The following is a 20,178-nucleotide window of genomic DNA, read 5'->3' as shown; positions in this document are numbered from 1 at the left end:
CTTGGCGATCTTCTCAACCCCTGCCGCGAGTCTAACGGTGTTGAACGATCATGTGCTCGCCTGGCGGCGCGCTTTCCTGTTGGCCTGGAGCGTTTTGTTGGTCGCCAAGCTGGCGATCGCCGCGCGCTTGCCGCTGTTCGTCGACGAGGCTTTCTACTGGCAGGAAGGCCAGCACCTGGCCTGGGCTTACTCCGACCTGCCGGGCCTGACCGCCTGGCTGACCCGGCTCGGCGTCACCCTTGGCGGCCATCACGTGCTGGCGGTGCGGATGCCATTCCTGCTGCTGGGCGCGCTGTTGCCGTGGCTGGTGGCGAAGATCGCCGCGCGCTGGTTCGGCGAGTCGGCCGGCTGGCAGGCCGGCCTGTTGACCACCCTGATGCCGCTTTCGGCCACGCTGGGCCTGCTGGCCCTGCCGGACGTGCCGATGGCGATCGCCACCGCGCTTTGCCTGGATGCCGGCGCGCGTCTGCTGGGCCGGGTCAGCGCCGGCAGCGCGCTGGAACTGGCGCTCGGCCTGGCGATGGGCGCGCTCAGTCACTACCGCTTCGCCGGGGTGATCGTGGTCGGCTTCCTCGCGCTGCTGATGTTGCGCCAGGGGCGTCGGGTACTGCGCGACCCCCGGGTGATCGTCGCCCTCGCCATCGGGGCCGTCGCCTGGCTGCCGCTGGCGGGCTGGAATGTCGAGAATGCCGACGCCGGCCTACGTTTCCAATTGCTCGACCGCCATCCTTGGACCTTCCATGCCGATGGCCTCATGTTCGTGCTGATCCAGGCATCGATGGTGACGCCGCTCCTGTTCGCATTACTCGTACAGACCTTCGCCACGGCGCTGCGCGGCGGCGAGAGCGACGCGCAATGGCGCTACTTCGGCCTACTCGGCGGCATCTCCACCCTGGGGTTGTTCGCGTTGGGCTTCTTCGCCGACAACGAGCGCGTCAGCTTCCACTGGACATTGCCCGGCTACCTCGCCCTGATGGCGGCCGCGCCGGTCGTGCTGGCGCGCTGGCGGCCGTCGTGGCGACGACTGACCTGGGCGATGCTCGTCGCCGGCACACTGGCGATGCTCGGCTGGTATGCGGCGGTTTCCACCCCCGATCTGCGCGCGCGGATGGCGATGCAGAAGCAGTATCCCTCCAATTTCGCCGGGTGGGAGGATGTCGCCGCCGCCGTCCGCGAGGAACTGGCGAAATTGCCCGCCGATACCGAACTGGTTGCCGACAACTTCAAACTCGGCGCCGAACTCGGCTTCGCGCTCGGCCGCGGCGACATCCGCGTGCTCGATCACCCGATGAACGTCAAACATGGGCGCGCGCCGCAGCTCCGGCTATGGGGCCTGACCCGCGACATCCCGGCGCCTGGCGACGAGCGGCCGGCCTTGTTGGTGATCGGCAGCAGCGAAGTGCGCTACAAGGATTTGCTCGCGCATTACCACGCGCTTTGCGACGCGCTCGGCCCGCTGGTGCCGCGCCGCATCGTCAATGTCGATCACGGCGCTCAACGCTTCGTGCTGGTGAAACTCTCGCCGGGCGGACGGGGCGACTGCTCGGCGCCGGCCATGGCCTACGTCGACGCGCCGGCCATCGGCGCGCGCGTCGCGCGCCGTTTCACCGTCACCGGATGGGCCTTCCGCGAGGGCACCGGGCTCGACGCGATCGAAATATTGCTGGACGGCCACCCGATCGCCCGTGCCGAATATGGGTTGGATTCTTCCGGCACCTTGCGGTTCTGGCGCCCCCGCCACGAACCGGGCGGCAACGCACTCGGGTTCCGTGCCGAGGTGGATGCCGGCGGTTTGCCGGCCGGTCGCCACTGGCTGGGCCTGCGCCTGCACGGCCGCGATGGCGTGGTGGAGGACTGGGCCGAACAGCCACTGTCGATCGGCGACTGAAAGCTCGCCAGCGTTTGACAGTACCTGGGCAAGTTCTTACTATGCCGCGTCTTATGTCCGCCGATTCGTCCACTGCCGTCGATGCATGGCGCATGGTTTCGGCCCGGCGGGTGCTGGAAGGCGAACTGCCGCTGGCCGCCCTGCCGCGTCTGCGCGAAGCCCTGAATGAACACGAAGGCGTGGTGCGTTACCGAATCGAATTCGGGCGCGACACGCTCGATGTGGCGTTCGTGGCCTTGCGTATCGAGGCCGGGTTGCCGTTGCAGTGCCAGCGCAGCCTGGAGACTTTCGTGCAGCCGGTGACGATCGAGCAGACGCTCGGCCTGATCCGCGCCGAGGACGAGGAAGCCGCGCTGCCGCCAGGCTACGAGCCGCTGCTGCTGCCCGCCGACGCGCGCATCGTGCCCGCCGAGCTGGTCGAGGACGAACTGATCCTCGCCGTGCCGGTGGTCCCGGTCGCACCCGGCTCGCAAGCCCTGGCGCGCGACTGGCCGGCCATGGCGGAGGAAAGCGCCGCGGCCAACCCGTTCGCCGCGCTATCCGCGCTGAAGAAGCAAAAAAACTGAGTTTCACCCGTACACGCAACACCCCGGTTTCATTGGAGTTCAACCATGGCAGTCCAGAAGTCCCGCGTTTCCCCGTCCAAGCGTGGCATGCGCCGCGCCCACGACAAGCTCTCGGCCAAGCAGCTCGCCACCGACCCGACCTCGGGCGAAACACATCTGCGTCACCACATCACCGCCGACGGTTACTACCGCGGCAAGAAGGTGATCGAGACCCAATCCAAGGTCGTCGACGAAGATTGATCCCGCGCCATTGCGCTGGATGCCAGCGTGCGCAGGAAGCAAGTCCCATGACGATGCCGGTGCGAGCCGGTATCGTCTTTTCGTGTCCGCGTTCCGGCCCTGGCGGGCGCGTGGGCGCCGCTGAACCTCAATGGAGTCAGGCATGACCGCCACCCCGCGTATCCACTCCCGCATCGCCGGCACCGGCAGCGCATTGCCGCGACGCGTTGTCAGCAACGACGAACTGGCGAAACAAGTCGACACCAGCGACGAGTGGATCGCCAGCCGCACCGGCATCCGCCAGCGCTACGTGGCGGGCGAGGGCGAAACCACCGTATCGCTGGCGCGCGACGCCGCCTTGAAGGCGATGGAGGCCGCCGGCGTGAGCACCGCCGATATCGACCTGATCGTGCTCGGCACCACCACGCCCAACCTGATCTTTCCGTCCTCGGCGTGCCTGTTGCAGGCCGAACTCGGCATTGCCGGCTGCCCGGCCTTCGACGTCAACGCCGCCTGCTCGGGGTTCATCTATGCGATGAGCGTGGCCGACAAGTTCATCCGCGCGGGCGATTGCAAGACCGCGCTGGTGGTCGGCGCGGAAACCCTGACCCGGATGATCGACTGGTCCGATCGCAGCACCTGCGTGCTGTTTGGCGATGGCGCCGGCGCGGCGGTGCTCAAGGCCGATGCCGACACCGGCATCCTCAGCACCCATTTGCACGCCGATGGCGGCAAGAAGGAACTGCTTTGGAACCCGGTGGGCGTCTCGGCAGGCTTCAAGCCGGGCGAAGACAATGCCGGCGTACGCGTGCTGATGACCGGCAACGAAGTGTTCAAGCACGCGGTCAAGGCGCTCGACTCGGTGGTCGAGGAAACACTGGAGGCCAACGGCCTCGACCGTCACGACATCGACTGGCTGATCCCGCACCAGGCCAACCTGCGCATCATCGAAGCCACCGCCAAGCGCCTGGACATGCCGATGGAGCGGGTGATCGTCACCGTGGACAAGCATGGCAACACCTCGTCCGGCTCGGTGCCGCTGGCGTTGGACACGGCGGTGCGTTCGGGCAAGGTCGAGCGCGGCCAGCTACTGCTGCTGGAAGCCTTCGGTGGCGGCTTCACCTGGGGCTCGGTGCTGCTGCGTTACTGAGCGCCACCCGCATACCAGCCGGTAACGGCGTCTCCACCGGCGCACATGGGCCGCTGTTTACCGTTTTCGCCGAACACCGGCCCATGCGTCCCCGTACAGACGGGGCATCGGCACGGCCGTTAAACTTGCCGGCTTTCCGCACTGGGAACCTGCGTGAGCGCACAACTGGCATTCGTTTTCCCCGGCCAAGGCTCGCAGAGCCTCGGCATGCTGGCCGAGCTTTCCGAGCTGCATTCGGCCATCCGCGACACCTTCGCCGAAGCCTCGGAAGGCGCCGGCATCGACCTTTGGGCACTGTCGCAGAACGGCCCGGAGGAAATGCTCAATCGCACCGAATATACCCAGCCGGCGCTGCTGGCCGCCGGCATCGCCATATGGCGGTTGTGGCAGGCGCGGGGCGGGGCGCAGCCGGCGCTGCTGGCCGGCCACAGTCTGGGCGAATACACCGCGCTGGTGGCGGCGGGCGCGCTTTCATTGCGCGAAGGCGCGCATCTGGTGCGCATCCGTGGCCAGCTCATGCAGGACGCCTCGCCCCCCGGCACCGGCGCGATGGCCGCGGTGATCGGCACCGACGACGCGCTGGTGGCGGAAGTCTGCCAGGCCGCTTCCGACACCCGAGTGGTGGTTCCGGCCAATTACAACTCGCCGGGGCAGATCGTGATCGGCGGCGATGCCGTGGCGGTCGAGCGCGCACTGGCGCTGCTGGCCGAGAAGGGCGTCAGAAAGGCGGTGAAACTGGCCGTCAGCGTGCCTTCGCACACCCCGCTGATGCGCGAGGCGGCAAACCGCCTGGCCGAAACCCTGCGTGGTCTGCATTGGCGGATGCCCACGATTCCCGTGGTGCAGAACGTGGATGCCGCCGTACACGATTCGCTGGACGGCATCCACGATGCCTTGACGCGCCAACTCCACCTGCCGGTACAGTGGACGCGCTGCGTCGAGACACTGGCCGCCGCCGGTGCCAGCCGCATCGGCGAATGCGGCCCCGGCAAGGTGCTGACCGGCCTGGCTAGACGTATCGACAAATCCCTCGACGGCCGCGCGCTTGGCGACGTACCGACTTTCGAATCCGCACTGCAAGAATGGAAAGCCTGATGAGCAAATCCCTGGAGAACGAAATCGCGCTGGTGACTGGCGCTTCCCGTGGTATCGGCGCGGCCATCGCCGACGAACTGGCCGCGCGTGGCGCGACGGTGATCGGCACCGCCACCAGTGAGTCCGGCGCGGCCGCCATCGGTGCGCGTCTCGCCGCCCATGGCGGGCATGGCCGGGTGTTGAACGTCAACGAAGCGGGCAGCATCGAAGCACTGATCGAAGCCATCCAGAAGGAATTCGGCGGCCTCTCGATCCTGGTCAACAATGCCGGCATCACCCGCGACAACCTGCTGATGCGGATGAAGGACGAGGATTGGCAGGCCATCCTCGACACCAACCTGACCAGCGTCTACCGCGCCAGCAAAGCGGTGATGCGGGGCATGATGAAGGCGCGCAAGGGCCGTATCGTCAACATCGCTTCTGTGGTCGGCGTCACCGGCAATGCCGGGCAGGCCAATTACGCCGCCGCCAAGGCCGGCATCATCGCCTTCTCGAAATCGCTGGCGAAGGAAATCGGCTCGCGCGGCATCACGGTGAACGTGGTGGCGCCAGGCTTCATCGCCACCGACATGACCCGCGACCTACCCGAGGACGCCAAGGCCGCGATGAACGGACAGATCGCGCTGGGCCGCCCCGGCGAGCCCGCCGACATCGCGCGCGCCGTGGCCTTCCTGGCCGGCCCGGATGCCGCCTACATCACCGGCGAAACCCTGCACGTCAACGGCGGCATGTACATGCCCTAAGCCGTTTTCGGCGCCCGGCGGATGGCTCGCGATCGCTGAATGCGACCATGCGCCGCCGTCGCTTGCGGGTCATCGCTTTCCCTTACACTAGCCACTTGTTTCACTGGAACCAATCCCCGGAGGGGTCACACATGAGCAACATCGAAGAACGCGTCAAAAAGATCGTGGTCGAACAACTGGGCGTCAAGGAAGAAGACGTCACCAACAGCGCGTCGTTCGTCGACGATCTGGGCGCGGATTCGCTCGATACCGTGGAACTGGTGATGGCGCTCGAAGAAGAATTCGAGTGCGAAATCCCCGACGAGGAAGCCGAGAAGATCACCACCGTGCAGCAGGCCATCGATTACGTGAAGGCCCACGTCAAGGAGTGATCCTGCTCGCGCAGGAATGATGCCGGGGCCGCTTTTGCGGCCCTGCGCATGTTGGAAACCGCCACATCGCCACACGGAGTTCGCATGTCCAAACGTCGCGTCGTCATCACCGGCCTCGGTATTCTCTCGCCACTCGGCAACGATCTGGAAAGCACCTGGGCCGCGGTCAAGGCCGGCCGTTCTGGCATCGGCCCGATCACCCATTTCGATCCCACCGCCTTTCCGACCCGGATCGCCGGCGAGGTGCGCGGCTTCGACCCGGCCGCCTTCATCGCCCCCAAGGACGTGAAGAAAATGGACCCATTCGTGCATTACGGCGTCGCCACCGGCCTGATGGCGATCCGCGATGCCGGGCTGGACATCGAAGGCGAGGCGGCCGAGCGTATCGGCGTGGCGGTCGGCGCCGGCATCGGCGGGCTGTCCGGTATCGAGGAAACCACGCTCAAGGTCGCCCAGGGCGGCCCGCGCAAGATTTCCCCCTTCTACATCCCCAGCACCATCGTCAACATGATCTCGGGCCAGCTCTCGATCATGACCGGCGCCAAAGGGCCGAACATCGCGGCAGTCACCGCCTGCACCACTTCCACCCACAACATCGGTCTGGCCTATCGCATGATTCAGTACGGCGAGGCCGACGCGATGATCTGCGGCGGCGCCGAATACGCCACCACGCCGACCGCGGTGGGCGGCTTCTGCGCCATGAAGGCGCTCTCCACCCGCAATGACGCGCCTGAACAAGCCTCGCGCCCCTGGGACGAGGGCCGCGACGGCTTCGTGATGGGCGATGGCGCCGGCGTGCTGGTGATCGAGGAATACGAACGCGCCAAGGCGCGCGGCGCGCGCATCTACGCCGAACTGGTCGGTTTCGGCATGAGCGGCGATGCCCATCACATGACATCGCCAAGCGAAAATGGCGAAGGCGCGGCGCGTTGCATGGTCAACGCCCTGCGCGATGCCGGCATCGATGCAGCCGAAGTCGGCTATATCAACGCCCACGGCACCTCGACGCCGGCCGGCGACCTGGCCGAAACGATGGCGGTCAAATCCGTGTTGGGCGATGCCGCCAAGCGCGTGATGGTCAGCTCCACCAAGTCGATGACCGGCCACCTGCTGGGCGCGGCCGGCGGTGTCGAGGCGGTGTTCTCGGCGATGGCGCTGTTCGATGGCGTGATCCCGCCCACCATCAATCTCGACAATCCTTCCCCGGGCTGCGATCTGGATTACGTACCGCACACCGCCCGCGAGGCGAAGGTGGATGTGGTGATGTCCAACTCTTTCGGCTTCGGGGGAACCAACGGGACGTTGGTGCTGCGTCGGATTTAACGGCATTGCTCCTTCCGCCCCATAGCCCGCGCAAGGGCGTGGGGCGGGGCGCCGGGAAGCGCCGTGGCTAGAACACTTTCGCCCGCGTCAGGTCGGGCGGGGCGTTTTCCTTCCGCGCTCCAATCCAGGCGCGGCTCGCGTGGGCGAGCGCGGGCGTTTCCCGCTTCGCCATTCCCTTCCATGTCACCTGGAAAATGGCCCTCCTCCATGTCTGCCGCCTCTCGGGTTTTCGGGGGTTACGACCGTTCGTTCAGATAAACCGTGCATATCCAAGCGCTTGACCACCACATCGATTTCGCCGAACTGCGCCGCTTGGCGCCGGCGCGTTATCCACTTCTGATGGCCTCGTCCGCCGCCGCGCTGGATGCTTCGGCGAGGAAGCACGCGCGCTGGGACATGCTGCTGGCGAGCACCGGCGAGGGTTTCCAGTGCGATGCCGAGGGCGTGCCGCGCGACCTGCGGGGCGGGCGGCTGGCCGGCGGCTTTCTCGACCATTTGCAGTGCGAGTGGCGTGCCGCGCGTTGCGAACGACCCGAAGGCGAGGCCGCCAGGTGGCCATTCCGCGGCGGCTGGGCGTTGTTCCTCGGCTACGAGCTGGCGCGGGAAATCGAACCGATCCTCGAATTGCCGCATGCCAGCGGCGCGCCGCCGGTGGCGATGGCGCTGCGCTGCCCGGTAGCCCTGCTGCACGATCACCTCGACGGCACGACCTGGCTAATCACCGAACCCGGCGCGGAATCGCTGCGCGACACCGTGATGGCCGATCTTGCCGCGCTGGCGGGGTTGCCGTCGTTGCCCGCCTGGCGGCCGCCGCGCTCGGTCGAGGAAGACGCGCCCGAACGCTTCACCGAAGGCGTCGGGCGGGTGCTCGATTACCTGGCCGCCGGCGATGTCTTTCAGGCCAATCTTTCGCGCGGGTGGCGGGCGCGCTTCGATGCGCCGCTCGATCCGGCGTTGCTGCACCGGCAACTCACGCGGGCCAATCCCGCGCCGTTCGCCGGGCTGTTCGCGCATGGCGACTGGGCGGTGGTCAGCGCCTCGCCGGAGCGGCTGGTATCGCTGCGCGGCACAACCGCCGAGACCCGGCCCATCGCCGGCACCCGTCCGCGGACGCCGGGCGACGACGAAGCGAACCGTATCCGTGAACTCGTCAGCCACCCCAAGGAGCGCGCCGAGCATGTGATGCTGGTCGATCTGGAGCGCAACGACCTTGGCCGGGTCTGCGCCGGCGGCAGCGTGGAGGTGGACGAACTGATGACGGTGGAAAGCTACGCCCACGTCCATCACATCGTCAGCAACGTGCGCGGCGCGCGGCGCGCCGATGCCTCGCCCATCGACCTGATCCGCGCCGTGTTCCCCGGCGGCACCATCACCGGCGCGCCCAAGGTGCGCTGCATGCAGATCATCGCCGAACTGGAAGGCGTCGGCCGCGGTGCCTACACCGGCGCGATGGGCTGGCTGAACCGTGATGGCGACCTCGATCTCAATATCCTGATCCGCAGCGCCGAAGTGCGGGGCGAACTAGTGCGCTTCCGTACCGGGGCCGGCATCGTGATCGATTCGGAGCCAGGCAGGGAACTGGCCGAAACCCGCGCCAAGGCGCGCGGCATGCTGCGCGCTCTGGGGGTGGACGATGACTGAAGCAGCCGTGCGCCTGTTCCTCGGCGATACCGAAGTCGCCTCGATCGCCTTCGGCAACCGCGCCTTCGCCTATGGCGAATCGCTGTTCGAGACGATGCGCGCGCATCGCGGCGACATCCCGTGGTGGGAACCGCATATGACGCGGCTGGCCGAAGGGGCCGGAAGACTGGCAATGCCACTGCCCGCCCTCGATCGCGTGGATGCCGAGGCGCGGAAACTGCTCGACGGCGAAAATGCAACGCTGAAGCTACACCTCAGCCGGGGTGGCGCGCGCGGCTACGCGGCGGATCGCCATGCCTCGCCATTCTGGATGCTCTCGCGCCACCCCTTACCGACGCCGAGAACGGCGCTCGACATCATCCATTGCCGGACGCGCCTTTCCGCGCAGCCGCTGCTGGCCGGGCTCAAGCACGGCAACCGCCTGGAACAGGTGCTGGCGCGCGCCGAAGTGGAGGCGGCACATGCCGACGAGGGACTGATGCGCGATGCCACCGGCCACCTCATCAGCGCCACCACGGCCAATCTGTTCGCGCTCATCGGCGGCGAATGGCGCACGCCGGCGCTCGATCGCTGCGGCGTGGCGGGGGTGATGCGCGGCTGGCTGCTGACGCGGGCCGAAGCCCGCATCGCGCCGGTGACGCAAGCTGAACTCGAACAGGCCGAGGCGGTTTTCCTGTGCAATGCGGTGCGCGGTATCCTGCCCGTCCGGCGGCTGGGTGATCGCACTTGGCCGGCGCTCCATCCCGCGACCCACGCGTTGCAGGCCCAGCTGGCCGACGCGCATCCGGGATTCGCCCATCCCAAGGAAATACCGTGAAGAAGAGAGGCTGCCGAAGCGCCATCACCACCTTTTTCCTGCTCGTGGTCTGTGTGGCGTTGGCGCTGGGCGCGCTCTGGCAACGCGAACGCGCATTCGCCGAATCGCCGGTGCCGGGGCTGAAGCCGGGTGCCAGCGTGATCGTGGCGCGTGGCGACTCCTTCAAGGTCGTACTCGGCAAGCTGCGCGCGGCGGGCGTTGGCGCCGGCCATGATCTGGAATGGCAGGCATTGGCGAAATACACCGGTGCGGCGGGCAAGGTGCAGGTCGGCGAGTATGCGCTCAAGCCCGGCATCACCCCACGCCGAATACTCGCCGACATGCGCGATGGCAAGGTCATCAGCTACCGCTTCACGCTGGTGGAGGGCTGGAACATCCGCGACCTGCGCCGGGCGCTGCGCAACGCGCCGAACCTCAAGCAGGAAACCGCCGACCTCGACGACGCCGGGATGATGAAAGCCATCGGCAAGGCCGGTGAGCATCCCGAGGGCCGCTTCCTGCCCGAGACCTACCAGTACAACCGTGGCGACAGCGATGCCACCGTGCTGAAACGCGCCTATGCGGCGATGGAAAAAATGCTGGACGACACCTGGAAGGGTCGCGATCCCGAACTGCCGTTCAAGACCGCCTACGAATTGCTGACGATGGCTTCCATCGTCGAAAAGGAAACCGGCATTGCCAGCGAGCGAGCACAGATCGCCGGGGTGTTCGACCGCCGGCTCAAGCTCGGCATGCGGCTGGAAACCGACCCGACCATCATCTACGGCCTGGGCGAGAAATGGGACGGCAAGTTCACCTGGGCGCACCTGCGTACCGATGGCCCCTACAACACCCGCACCCGCGCCGGCCTGCCGCCGACGCCCATCGCCATGCCCGGCCGCGATTCGCTCAAGGCCACCGCGCATCCGGCGCCGGGCGATGCGTTGTTCTTCGTGGCCGTGGGCGATGGCAGCGGTCGTAGCCGCTTCGCCCGTACCTATACCGAGCACCAGCGCAACGTGCGGGCCTACCTGGCCAACCGTCGCGCCGATGCCGCGCGCGCCGACGAGCCGATGCGCGGTACCGTGACGATGAGCGAGGACGGTGCGCCGCTCAGCGTGTCCGATGCCCCGGCAAGCGAAGTGCCGGCACGATGAGCGGGCTGCGGTCGTATCCCCGTTTCGTCAGCATCGAAGGCGGCGAGGGCGCGGGCAAGAGCACGGTGATCGGCGCACTCGAAGCCGCCCTCCGCGCGCGGGGTGAACGCGTGGTGACGACCCGCGAACCCGGCGGCACGCCGCTTGCCGAACATCTCCGTGAACTGCTGTTGGACCCCGCCCACGAAGCGGCCAGACCGGAAACCGAACTGCTGCTGATGTTCGCCGCGCGCGCCCAGCATGCGCACGAAACCATACGCCCCGCGCTGGCATCCGGCGCCTGGGTGCTGTGCGACCGCTTCACCGATTCCAGTTACGCCTACCAGGGGGCGGGGCGGGGGATCGATACCGGCCTCATCACCACTCTCGAACGCGCGGTGGTGGGCATCGAACCCGGCCTGACCCTGCTACTCGATCTGGATACCGAAGCCGGCCGCGTGCGCGCGCTGTCGCGCGGTGGCGCGCCCGACCGCATCGAGCGCGAGCACGACGCCTTCTTCGCGCGCGTGCGCCAGGGGTTTCTGGCCCGCGCAAAGGAAAACCCGGCGCGTTTTCGCGTGCTCGATGCCGGCCAGCCAGCCGATGTGGTGGCCGCCGCCGCGCGCGCCGCGCTGGAGGCGCATCGCCCATGAACGCACTCGCCCCCTGGCAGCAACGCGTCTACGACAAGGCCGCCGAGGCGCTGGATGCCGGCCGCCTGCCGCATGCCTTGCTCTTGGCCGGCCCGGCCGAACTGGGTAAGCGCGCCGTGGCGGAAAAACTCGCCCGGCGCGCCCTGTGCCTGGCGCGCGCACCGGGGGCCGAAGCCTGTGGCGAGTGCCGCAGTTGCCATTTGTTCGACTCACGCGCTCAAACCGATCCGCCCGAGCAGCGCCCGGACGGCAGCCTGGCGCACCCATCCGGGCACCCGGCGCATCCCGACGCCCGTTTCATCGGCTACGGCTGGAACGAGAAGACCCATAAGCCGCGCGGCGAGATCGTCATCGAGCAGATCCGCACGATGAGCGAGAAACTGGCGCTGACGCCGCAATACGGCGAGCATCAGGTCGCCATTCTCGATCCCGCCGACGCCATCAATCACGCCGCCGCCAACGCGCTGCTGAAAACCCTGGAGGAACCGCAGCCCGGCCGCTTCATCTGGCTCATCAGCGCGCGCCCGGCGCGCCTGCCGGCGACCATCCGCAGCCGCACCCAGGTGCTGGAATTCCGCCTGCCGCCGCGGGATGAAGCACTGGCCTGGCTGGCGGCGCAGGGCCATCCGGCCAGCGCCGCCGCCGAGGCGCTGAAGGTCGCGCATGGTCATCCCGGCCTTGCCCACCACTGGCTGGGAAGCGGTGCGCTGACCCTGCGCGCCGAGGTGGCGAAGGACCTCGACGGCCTGCGTCGCGATGCCGCCCCGGCGGCGGCGCTGGCCCAGCGCTGGGTTGGCGACGAACACGCCGCGCTGCGCCTGTCCTTCGCCGCCGATCTGGCACTGGAAGCCGCGAGGCATGCCGAACCCGCGCGGACGAAACGCCTCGCGGCCTGGTTCGACCAGAGCAACCGCACCCGCGAATTACTGCGCACCCCGGTGCGCGCCGACCTTGCCGTGCTGGAACTGCTGCTAGCCTGGCACGCGGCAGGGCGCGGCTGAGCGGCCAGCGGGAACCGCCGACTCTGGCGGAAGTCGGAACGCCCCGCATGCCGCGCACCATCGATGCGCGCGCAGGTGCAAAACCTGGCGATGGTTTCGACTCGATCAGTCATTCGGTCGAAGCCGTCAGTGTGCGCGGGTGCGAAGCTTGGCCTGAAGTTCAGCCGGCATGTGGGCCTGGGCCGTGGCAGTCGATACGCGCGCGGGTGTAAAGCCTGGCCGACCATGGCCGGCCCGACTGGTCGGAAGGGCTCGGAAACACGGGCTGCTTGCCCAACCCTCGGCGCGACGGAGTATCCTCCCCGTTCGCAAGTGTGGAACTACCCATGAACGCAATCGCAGGCGCAGCGCGGCAAAGCATCCTCACCGTCAATCTGGGCGATGACAAAGAGCTCTACGGGGCCTACATGCCCTTCATCAAGGGCGGGGGACTGTTCGCACGCACCCCCAACCGGCTACCGCTGGGGCAGGCGGTATTCATGCTGGTGACGCTACCGGATTCCTCGGAAAAACTGCCGGTCTCCGGCAAGGTCTGCTGGGTCACGCCGGTGGGCGCGCAGGGCAACCGCCCGGCCGGGGTCGGTGTGCAATTCGATGACACCCGCGAAGGCGGACAACTGCGCGACCACATCGAAACCCTGTTAGCCGGCAAGCTCGAAAGCGAGAAATCCACCTTCACGATGTGAGTCGATAAAAAGCGGCGGAAGGCATGCGCGGCCATCGCTGGCATGGCCCATCCGCTCGCCACCGTGTGAAGCGGCCCGCGAACCACGCGGGCCACCATTCCGCTCAGGCCCGTTTACGCACCCAGCGCACGCCCTGGGGCGTGTCCTCAAGCACGATGCCCTCGGCGGCCAACTGGTCGCGGAGGGCATCGGCGCGGGCGAAATCGCGGGATTTTTTCGCGGCGACGCGTTCATCGACCAGTTGCTGGATGCGGGCGTCGTCCTCGCCGGAAGCGCCGCGCGCGAACCAGGCTTCCGGTTTTTGTTGCAGCAGGCCCAGTGCCTTTCCAGCGCCGAGCAGGGCGGATTTGGCCGAGCGCCTATCTTCCACCGATGCCGCCTTGCGCGCTTCGCCCGCCAGGCGGGCGATTTCGGCCAGGGCCGCCGGGGTGTTGAGGTCGTCGTCCAGGATGGTTTCGATGGTGGCCGGGATATCCGCCTCGGCGTCCGCCTCGCCGAGGTCGCGCAAGGTGGCGTAGAGGCGGTCGAGCGTGCGCACCGATTGTTCGATCAACGCGCCGCTCCACTCCAGCGGTTGGCGGTAATGGGCCGAGAGCAGGGCATGTCGCAGTGCCTCGGGGGGATGCACGCGCACCAGATCGTGCACCTTCTCGATGTTACCCAGCGATTTCGACATCTTGGCGCCGCCGAAATTGAGCATGCCGTTGTGCAGCCAGAAGCGGGCGAAGGGCTTGCCGCCATGCGCGCATTCGCTCTGCGCGATCTCGTTCTCATGGTGTGGGAATTGCAGATCGACGCCGCCGGCGTGGATGTCGATGGTCTCGCCCAGGTGCGCCGCCGCCATCGCCGAGCATTCGATATGCCAGCCGGGACGGCCGCGCCCCCAGGGCGAGTCCCAACCGGGCAGGTCGCCGTCCGAGGGTTTCCACAGCACGAAATCGCCGGCATCGCGTTTGTACGGCGCCACCTCGACGCGCGCGCCGGCGAGCATTTCCTCGGGGTCGCGGCGCGAGAGCTTGCCGTAATCCTTGAAGCTGGCGACCGAGAACAGTACGTGTCCTTCGGCGGCGTAGGCATGGCCGCCGGCGATCAGGCGCTCGCACATGACGATGATCCGGTCGATGTGGTCGGTGGCGGCCGGTTCGATGTCGGGCGCGAACTCGCCATCGACGCCGAGCGCGGCCATGTCTTCCCGATAAGCGGCGGCATAGCGGCCGGCGATGGCTGAAATCGGTGTGCCGGCCGCCCTGGCCGCGGCATTGATCTTGTCGTCCACGTCGGTGATGTTGCGGGCGTAGCGCAGCTTGCCGAAGCGCCGGCGAAGCAGCGCCGCCAGCACGCCGAACACCACCGGCCCGCGCGCGTTGCCGATGTGGACGTAGTTGTAGACCGTGGGGCCGCAGACATACAAAGTGGGACCGGATGGCGCCAGGGGCACGAAAGGTTCGAGCTGACGGGTCAGGTTGTTGTGCAGGTGCAGGGCCATGCGGGCATCGATCGAGCGGCGTGTACGGGGGCTCATTCTATCGGCTCTCGCCATCCCGCCCGACTGTTGGCAACGGTTCAGTCGTGCGCCGGCGGCGACTGCCTACACTGATCGCATCGTTTCCGTGGATGCTTGCGTGCAGATTTCCCGTGTCAGTCGCTTTGCCGTCCTGCCTCTCGCCGCGCTCGCCGGCTTCGCCGCGCCGTTGCACGCACAGGAACGCGTAGTGCCGGCGGAGAATGTCCGCATCGATTACGCCCAGGTGCTGCGAGTGCAGCCGGTCTACCAGGTAGTCAATGCCAACGCACGCGAGCGCCACTGCACCACCATCGCCAACAAGCAGCGTTCGGAGTGCCGCGAGGTATTGGTGCCAACGGAGTTTCGTCGCCCGATCGCCTACGATGTCGATTACACCTACAAGGGCGTCAAGTACCGCTCGCGGCTGGCGCAGGATCCCGGCCGGCGCCTGCGCATCCGCATCGGCGTGACGCCGATAGTCGGCAGCGAAGTCGGGCCCTGAAACCGCTTGTGGCGCCAGGCGCGCCATGCGAGCATATGCGCCGAATGACCCGCCTGAGTGCCGCCGCCGAGTCCGCTTACCAATCCGCCGCCTGGATGGCCGCGGGCATGACTTCGCGCGCGCGCCGACTCTCCCGGAACTGAGCGCCGGTCAGGTCAGCGTGTCCGCATGATCCGAGAACCCGGCCTTTGCGCCGGGTTTTCTTTTTTCCGTCATCCTCATCGAGTCCACTGCCGCCATGAAGCATTTCCTCAATACTCAGGATTGGAGCCGCGCCGAGATCGACGCCGTGCTGCGCGAGGCCGCCGACTACAAACGGCACCGGTTCGGCGATGCGCTGAAAGGCAAGGGCGTGGCCCTGGTGTTCTTCAATTCCTCGCTGCGCACCCGCACCAGTTTCGAGCTGGGCGCGTTCCAGCTCGGCGCTCACGCGGTGGTGCTTCAACCGGGCAAGGATGCCTGGCCGGTCGAGTTCGATCTCGGCACGGTGATGGATGGCGATGCCGAGGAGCACATCGCCGAAGTGGCGAAGGTGTTGTCGCGCTACGTCGATCTGATCGGCGTGCGCGCTTTCCCGAAATTCATCGATTGGTCGATCGACCGCCAGGACCGGGTATTGAACGGCTTTGCCAGGTATTCGACGGTGCCGGTCATCAACATGGAGACCATCACCCATCCCTGCCAGGAACTGGCGCATGCGCTGGCCCTGCGAGAGCATTTCGGCACGGAGGACCTGCGCGGCAGGAAATACGTGCTGACCTGGACCTGGCACCCGAAGGCGTTGAACACGGCGGTGGCCAATTCCGCGCTGACCATCGCCACCCGCATGGGCATGGACGTGACCCTGCTGTGCCCCACCGAGGATTACTTGCTGGACGAGCGCTACATGGATTGGGCGGAGCGGAACGTGGCCGAAAACGGCGGCTCGTTCAACGTCAGCCACGACATCGCCAGCGCCTACCGGGATACCGACGTGGTCTATGCCAAGAGTTGGGGGGCGTTGCCGTATTTCGGCCGGTGGGAGAAGGAAAAACCGATCCGCGACCAGTTCAGGCATTTCATCGTCGACGAGGAAAAAATGGCGATGACCCGCAACGGCGTGTTCTCGCACTGCCTGCCGCTTCGTCGCAACGTGAAAGCCACCGATGCGGTGATGGATTCGCCCAATTGCATCGCCATCGAGGAAGCCGAGAACCGCCTGCACGTGCAAAAGGCGGTGATGGCCACGCTCGCCCGCCAGACCGACTGATCACTTACAGGAACAGGAAACCTCGCCATGACCGATCCGAACCAGAGCCGCGACATCGTCCTTGCCTTTTCCGGCGGCCTCGATACTTCCTTTTGCGTCCCCTATCTCCAGGCGCAGGGCTGGCGCGTGCATACGGTGTTCGCCGATACCGGCGGCGTCGATGCCGCGGAACGCGCCGCCATCGAGGCGCGCGCGGCCGAGCTGGGCGTCGCTTCGCACCTCACCGTCGATGGCGGCCAGGCGATGTGGGAAGACTTCGTCAAACCGTTCGTGTGGGCGGGCGAGGGCTACCAGTCGCAGTACCCGCTGCTGGTCTCCGACCGTTACCTGATCGTCGATGCCGCGCTTGCCCGCGCGCGCGCGCTGGGCACCAACGCCATCGCCCACGGCAGCACCGGCATGGGCAACGATCAGGTGCGCTTCGACCTGGCGGTGAAAGCCAGCGGCGATTACCGCATCGTCGCGCCGATCCGCGAAATTCAGAAGGAACACACCCAGACGCGCGCCTACGAACAGCAGTACCTGGAAGCGCGCGGTTTCGGCGTGCGCGCCAAGCAGCAGCAATACACCATCAACGAGAACCTGCTGGGCGTGACGCTCTCCGGTGGCGAGATCGACGAATGGAAAGCGCCGAATGAAGCCGCGCGTGGCTGGTGCAAACCACGCGCCGAATGGCCCGCCGAGCCGCTACGGGTGACATTGAAGTTCATCGAAGGCGAGGCGGTGGCGCTCGATGGCGAGGCGATGCCTGGCGCGCAACTCCTCGCCAGGCTCAACGCGCGCTTCGCCGCCTATGGCGTGGGGCGCGGAATGTACACCGGCGACACCACCATCGGGCTGAAGGGGCGCATCGTCTATGAAGCGCCCGGCCTGACCGCGCTACTCATCGCGCACCGCGCACTGGAGGAAGCGGTGTCGACCAAGCAACAGAACCGCTTCAAGCCGGAAGTGGCGCGCAAGTGGGTGGAACTGGTCTACGAAGGTTTCTTCCACGACCCGCTGAAGATCGATCTTGAAGCCTTCCTGAAATCCAGCCAGCGCAAGGTCAATGGCGAAGTGGTGCTGGAAACCGTGGGCGCGCGCGCCGACGCGGTGGAAGTGCGCTCGCCGCACATGCTCAACGCCAAGGGCGCGACCTACGCGCAATCGGCCGATTGGGGCGTGGAGGAGGCCGAGGGCTTCATCAAGCTCTTCGGCATGAGCAGCACGCTCTGGGCCGAAGTGAACACGGAACGCTGATGCTCGATTCCGTCCTCGCCCATCTCGCGCGGCTGGTCGCCTGCGATACCCGCAACCCGCCGCGCGCGATCGCCGCCGAGGGCGGCATCTTCGGCTACCTGCGCGCGCAACTGGCGGATTTTCATGTGGAAGTCACCGATCACGGCGCCGGGGCGGTGTCGCTCTTCGCCGTGCGCGGCAACCCGCGCGTGCTGTTCAACGTGCATCTGGACACGGTGCCGGATTCGCCGGCCTGGCGCGCCGATCCGCACACGCTGCGCATCGAGAACGGCCGCGCCATCGGTCTCGGCGCCTGCGACATCAAGGGCGCGGCGGCGGGCCTGCTGGCGGCGGCGCAGGCCACCTCCGGCGATCTGGCCGTGCTCTTTTCCAGCGACGAGGAGGCCAACGATCCGCGCTGCATCGCCGCCTTCCTGCAACGCGACCACGGCTTCCGGGATGTGGTCGTGGCCGAACCGACCAAGTGCGAGGCGGTGCTGGCGCATCGCGGCATTTCGGCCGTGCGCATGCAGTTTCATGGCGCCGCCGGCCACGCTTCGGGCGCGCAGGCGATGCGAGCCAGCGCCTTGCATCAGGCGATGCGCTGGGGCGTACACGCGCTCGATCACGTCGAAGCGCACGCCGCACAGACATTCGGCGGCTTGCAGGGGCTGCGCTTCAACATCGGCCGGGTCGAGGGCGGCATCAAGGCCAACGTGATCGCACCCGCCGCCGAGGTGCGCTTCGGCTTCCGCCCACTGCCTTCACAGGCGATGGACGAACTACACGCGCAGTTCCGTTCGTTCGCCGGCGAAGGCACCGAGTACGAGGAAACCTTTCGTGGCCCGTCGTTGCCGGCCGGCGACGCCGCCGAGGCGGAAAACCGTCACCGCGAGGCGCGGGCCCTGGCCGAATCGCTGCATCTGCCCGTTGCCGGCGCGGTGGATTTCTGGACCGAAGCCTCGCTCTTTTCGCACGTCGGCATGAATGCCATCGTCTACGGCCCGGGCGACATCGCCCAGGCCCATACCGCCGACGAATGGGTGGCGCTGGAGCAGTTGCAGCGCTACGCCCAATCCCTCCGACGCATCCTCACCCAAGCGCCGCAATGAATCTGAAAGTCCACGATCCGCAAACCCGCATGACCATCCTGCGGCTGCTCTCCAGCATGGCGAGCAGCAAGGAGATCACCCAATACCTCAAACGCTATTCGCAACTGGAGGCCGCGCGCTTCGCGGTGGTGAAGGTGGGCGGCGCGGTGTTGCGCGACGACCTGGACGCGCTGACTTCCTCGCTGGCCTTCCTTCAGGACGTCGGCCTGACGCCAATCGTCATCCACGGCGCCGGCCCGCAACTGGACGAGGCGCTCGGCGCCGCCGGCATCGAGAAACAGACCGTGGATGGCTTGCGCATCACGCGCACCGACACGCTCGCCATCGTGCGCCGGGTGATGCAGACGCAGAACCTGATGCTGGTGGAAGCCTTGCAGGCCACCGACGCACGCGCGACCTCGATCGTCTCCGGAGTGTTCGAAGCCAAGCTCAAGAACGAAGCGGTGTACGGCCTGGTGGGCGATGTCGAAGGGGTCGAACTCGCGCCGATCCGCGCCAGCCTGCAAGCCGGCTCGATCCCGGTGATCGCAAGCCTCGGTGAAACCTCGGGCGGGCAGATCGTCAACATCAATGCCGATTTCGCCGCCAACGCGCTGGTGCGCGAATTGCAGCCGGACAAGATCGTCTTCCTGACCGCCACCGGCGGCCTGCTCGACGAACGCGGCAAGGTGATCGATTCGCTCAACCTGTCCACCGACTACGAACGGCTGATGCAGGCCGACTGGGTCAACGGCGGGATGCGGGTCAAGATCACGCAGATCAAGGAACTGCTGGACAACGTGCCGCTGTCGTCCTCGGTCTCGATCACCCGGCCTTCGGAACTGGCGAAGGAACTGTTCACCCACAAGGGTTCCGGCACGCTGGTGCGACGCGGCGAGCGCGTGCTGTGCGCACAATCGTGGGATGCGCTCGACCTGCAACGCTTGCGCGAACTGATCGATTCGGCCTTCGGTCGCAAGCTGCTGCCCGGCTATTTCGAGCGAACGAAACTGCTGAAAGCCTGGGTCAGCGAAAACTACCGCGCCGCCGTGATCCTGACCGATGACGGCCCGTGCCCTTACCTCGACAAGTTCGCCGTGTTGGAAGACGCACAGGGCGAGGGACTGGGCCGGGCGGTGTGGGAATTGATGCGGGCCGAGACCCCCACGCTGCATTGGCGCTCGCGCCGCTACAACCCCATCAACGCCTTCTACGATGCCGAGGCCGACGGCAGTTTCCGCCGTCACCCGTGGAAGGCTTACTGGTACGGGCTGGACGATTTCGAGGCCATTCGCATTTGCGTCGAGGATGCACTGGCCCGGCCCGCCACGTTGGAGGAAGCATGA

Annotated in this window: 20 protein-coding genes; 19 read left to right on the top strand and 1 reads right to left on the bottom strand. The window is 67.0% G+C overall.

What is annotated here, in order from left to right; all coding sequences use genetic code 11:
- The first annotated feature begins 40 nt into the window (after window positions 1-40).
- From EBB59_RS09505 to EBB59_RS09440, 14 genes are all read left to right on the top strand, one after another.
- Entirely contained in the window at window positions 41-1,888 is a 1,848-nt protein-coding gene (locus EBB59_RS09505) for an ArnT family glycosyltransferase (protein WP_122101926.1), read from the top strand.
- A gap of 53 nt (window positions 1,889-1,941) precedes the next feature.
- Window positions 1,942-2,454, top strand: coding sequence for a YceD family protein (locus EBB59_RS09500; RefSeq protein ID WP_122101925.1), 513 nt, complete (start codon window positions 1,942-1,944; stop codon window positions 2,452-2,454).
- Between the two features lie 45 nt (window positions 2,455-2,499).
- A complete protein-coding gene (gene rpmF, locus EBB59_RS09495) occupies window positions 2,500-2,694 on the top strand; it encodes a 50S ribosomal protein L32 (RefSeq protein ID WP_122101924.1) in 195 nt (64 codons plus the stop codon).
- A gap of 142 nt (window positions 2,695-2,836) precedes the next feature.
- A complete protein-coding gene (locus EBB59_RS09490) occupies window positions 2,837-3,823 on the top strand; it encodes a beta-ketoacyl-ACP synthase III (RefSeq protein ID WP_122101923.1) in 987 nt (328 codons plus the stop codon).
- Between the two features lie 153 nt (window positions 3,824-3,976).
- Window positions 3,977-4,918: an ACP S-malonyltransferase gene (fabD, locus tag EBB59_RS09485; RefSeq protein ID WP_281273234.1), complete on the top strand. Its 942-nt coding sequence runs from the start codon at window positions 3,977-3,979 to the stop codon at window positions 4,916-4,918.
- Window positions 4,918-5,661, top strand: coding sequence for a 3-oxoacyl-ACP reductase FabG (gene fabG, locus EBB59_RS09480; RefSeq protein WP_122101963.1), 744 nt, complete (start codon window positions 4,918-4,920; stop codon window positions 5,659-5,661). The genes fabD and fabG overlap by 1 nt, the downstream gene beginning before the upstream one ends.
- Window positions 5,662-5,792: 131 nt before the next feature.
- Window positions 5,793-6,032, top strand: coding sequence for an acyl carrier protein (acpP, locus tag EBB59_RS09475; protein ID WP_122101921.1), 240 nt, complete (start codon window positions 5,793-5,795; stop codon window positions 6,030-6,032).
- An 84-nt stretch (window positions 6,033-6,116) separates the two neighbouring features.
- Window positions 6,117-7,355 (top strand): beta-ketoacyl-ACP synthase II, encoded by a 1,239-nt coding sequence (fabF, locus tag EBB59_RS09470; protein ID WP_122101920.1) that lies wholly within the window; start codon window positions 6,117-6,119, stop codon window positions 7,353-7,355.
- Window positions 7,356-7,616: 261 nt separating this feature from the next.
- Window positions 7,617-8,996 (top strand): aminodeoxychorismate synthase component I, encoded by a 1,380-nt coding sequence (locus EBB59_RS09465; RefSeq protein WP_122101919.1) that lies wholly within the window; start codon window positions 7,617-7,619, stop codon window positions 8,994-8,996.
- A complete protein-coding gene (pabC, locus tag EBB59_RS09460) occupies window positions 8,989-9,813 on the top strand; it encodes an aminodeoxychorismate lyase (RefSeq protein WP_122101918.1) in 825 nt (274 codons plus the stop codon). Before EBB59_RS09465 ends, pabC begins: the two co-directional genes overlap by 8 nt.
- The gene (mltG, locus tag EBB59_RS09455) at window positions 9,810-10,949 is read left to right on the top strand and encodes an endolytic transglycosylase MltG (RefSeq protein ID WP_122101917.1); all 1,140 of its coding nucleotides are present in this window, start codon (window positions 9,810-9,812) and stop codon (window positions 10,947-10,949) included. Before pabC ends, mltG begins: the two co-directional genes overlap by 4 nt.
- Window positions 10,946-11,581, top strand: a complete 636-nt coding sequence (gene tmk, locus EBB59_RS09450; protein WP_122101916.1) for a dTMP kinase — start codon at window positions 10,946-10,948, stop codon at window positions 11,579-11,581. The genes mltG and tmk overlap by 4 nt, the downstream gene beginning before the upstream one ends.
- A complete protein-coding gene (locus tag EBB59_RS09445) occupies window positions 11,578-12,582 on the top strand; it encodes a DNA polymerase III subunit delta' (RefSeq protein ID WP_122101915.1) in 1,005 nt (334 codons plus the stop codon). The genes tmk and EBB59_RS09445 overlap by 4 nt, the downstream gene beginning before the upstream one ends.
- A gap of 326 nt (window positions 12,583-12,908) precedes the next feature.
- A complete protein-coding gene (locus tag EBB59_RS09440; protein WP_122101914.1) occupies window positions 12,909-13,268 on the top strand; it encodes a PilZ domain-containing protein in 360 nt (119 codons plus the stop codon).
- Between the two features lie 103 nt (window positions 13,269-13,371).
- On the opposite strand, the gene cysS is transcribed toward EBB59_RS09440, so the two are convergent.
- Window positions 13,372-14,754 (bottom strand): cysteine--tRNA ligase, encoded by a 1,383-nt coding sequence (cysS, locus tag EBB59_RS09435; protein WP_122101913.1) that lies wholly within the window; start codon window positions 14,752-14,754, stop codon window positions 13,372-13,374.
- A 52-nt stretch (window positions 14,755-14,806) separates the two neighbouring features.
- On the opposite strand from cysS, the gene EBB59_RS09430 reads away from it, so the two are divergent.
- The 5 genes from EBB59_RS09430 (at window position 14,807) to EBB59_RS09410 (ending at window position 20,178) form a co-directional block, all read left to right on the top strand.
- The gene (locus EBB59_RS09430) at window positions 14,807-15,274 is read left to right on the top strand and encodes a hypothetical protein (RefSeq protein ID WP_425451825.1); all 468 of its coding nucleotides are present in this window, start codon (window positions 14,807-14,809) and stop codon (window positions 15,272-15,274) included.
- 238 nt (window positions 15,275-15,512) lie between these two features.
- Window positions 15,513-16,523, top strand: a complete 1,011-nt coding sequence (locus EBB59_RS09425) for an N-acetylornithine carbamoyltransferase (protein WP_122101912.1) — start codon at window positions 15,513-15,515, stop codon at window positions 16,521-16,523.
- A 27-nt stretch (window positions 16,524-16,550) separates the two neighbouring features.
- A complete protein-coding gene (locus EBB59_RS09420; protein ID WP_122101911.1) occupies window positions 16,551-17,762 on the top strand; it encodes an argininosuccinate synthase in 1,212 nt (403 codons plus the stop codon).
- Entirely contained in the window at window positions 17,762-18,853 is a 1,092-nt protein-coding gene (locus tag EBB59_RS09415) for an acetylornithine deacetylase (protein ID WP_122101910.1), read from the top strand. Before EBB59_RS09420 ends, EBB59_RS09415 begins: the two co-directional genes overlap by 1 nt.
- On the top strand, window positions 18,850-20,178 hold the full coding sequence (locus EBB59_RS09410) for an acetylglutamate kinase (protein WP_122101909.1): 1,329 nt from the start codon (window positions 18,850-18,852) through the stop codon (window positions 20,176-20,178). The genes EBB59_RS09415 and EBB59_RS09410 overlap by 4 nt, the downstream gene beginning before the upstream one ends.

The sequence above is a fragment of the Solilutibacter pythonis genome (assembly GCF_003697345.1).
GTDB lineage: Bacteria > Pseudomonadota > Gammaproteobacteria > Xanthomonadales > Xanthomonadaceae > Solilutibacter > Solilutibacter pythonis.
Note: the sequence above shows the minus strand (reverse complement) of the source record. Positions and strands in the feature narration are given on the sequence as shown.

Coding starts and splice junctions, on each gene's coding strand:
- EBB59_RS09500 (WP_122101925.1), top strand. CDS start 1,942: ATGTCCGCCGATTCGTCCACTGCCGTCGATGCATGGCGCATGGTTTCG.
- rpmF (WP_122101924.1), top strand. CDS start 2,500: ATGGCAGTCCAGAAGTCCCGCGTTTCCCCGTCCAAGCGTGGCATGCGC.
- EBB59_RS09490 (WP_122101923.1), top strand. CDS start 2,837: ATGACCGCCACCCCGCGTATCCACTCCCGCATCGCCGGCACCGGCAGC.
- fabG (WP_122101963.1), top strand. CDS start 4,918: ATGAGCAAATCCCTGGAGAACGAAATCGCGCTGGTGACTGGCGCTTCC.
- acpP (WP_122101921.1), top strand. CDS start 5,793: ATGAGCAACATCGAAGAACGCGTCAAAAAGATCGTGGTCGAACAACTG.
- fabF (WP_122101920.1), top strand. CDS start 6,117: ATGTCCAAACGTCGCGTCGTCATCACCGGCCTCGGTATTCTCTCGCCA.
- pabC (WP_122101918.1), top strand. CDS start 8,989: ATGACTGAAGCAGCCGTGCGCCTGTTCCTCGGCGATACCGAAGTCGCC.
- tmk (WP_122101916.1), top strand. CDS start 10,946: ATGAGCGGGCTGCGGTCGTATCCCCGTTTCGTCAGCATCGAAGGCGGC.
- EBB59_RS09445 (WP_122101915.1), top strand. CDS start 11,578: ATGAACGCACTCGCCCCCTGGCAGCAACGCGTCTACGACAAGGCCGCC.
- EBB59_RS09440 (WP_122101914.1), top strand. CDS start 12,909: ATGAACGCAATCGCAGGCGCAGCGCGGCAAAGCATCCTCACCGTCAAT.
- cysS (WP_122101913.1), bottom strand. CDS start 14,754: ATGGCCCTGCACCTGCACAACAACCTGACCCGTCAGCTCGAACCTTTC.
- EBB59_RS09425 (WP_122101912.1), top strand. CDS start 15,513: ATGAAGCATTTCCTCAATACTCAGGATTGGAGCCGCGCCGAGATCGAC.
- EBB59_RS09420 (WP_122101911.1), top strand. CDS start 16,551: ATGACCGATCCGAACCAGAGCCGCGACATCGTCCTTGCCTTTTCCGGC.
- EBB59_RS09415 (WP_122101910.1), top strand. CDS start 17,762: ATGCTCGATTCCGTCCTCGCCCATCTCGCGCGGCTGGTCGCCTGCGAT.
- EBB59_RS09410 (WP_122101909.1), top strand. CDS start 18,850: ATGAATCTGAAAGTCCACGATCCGCAAACCCGCATGACCATCCTGCGG.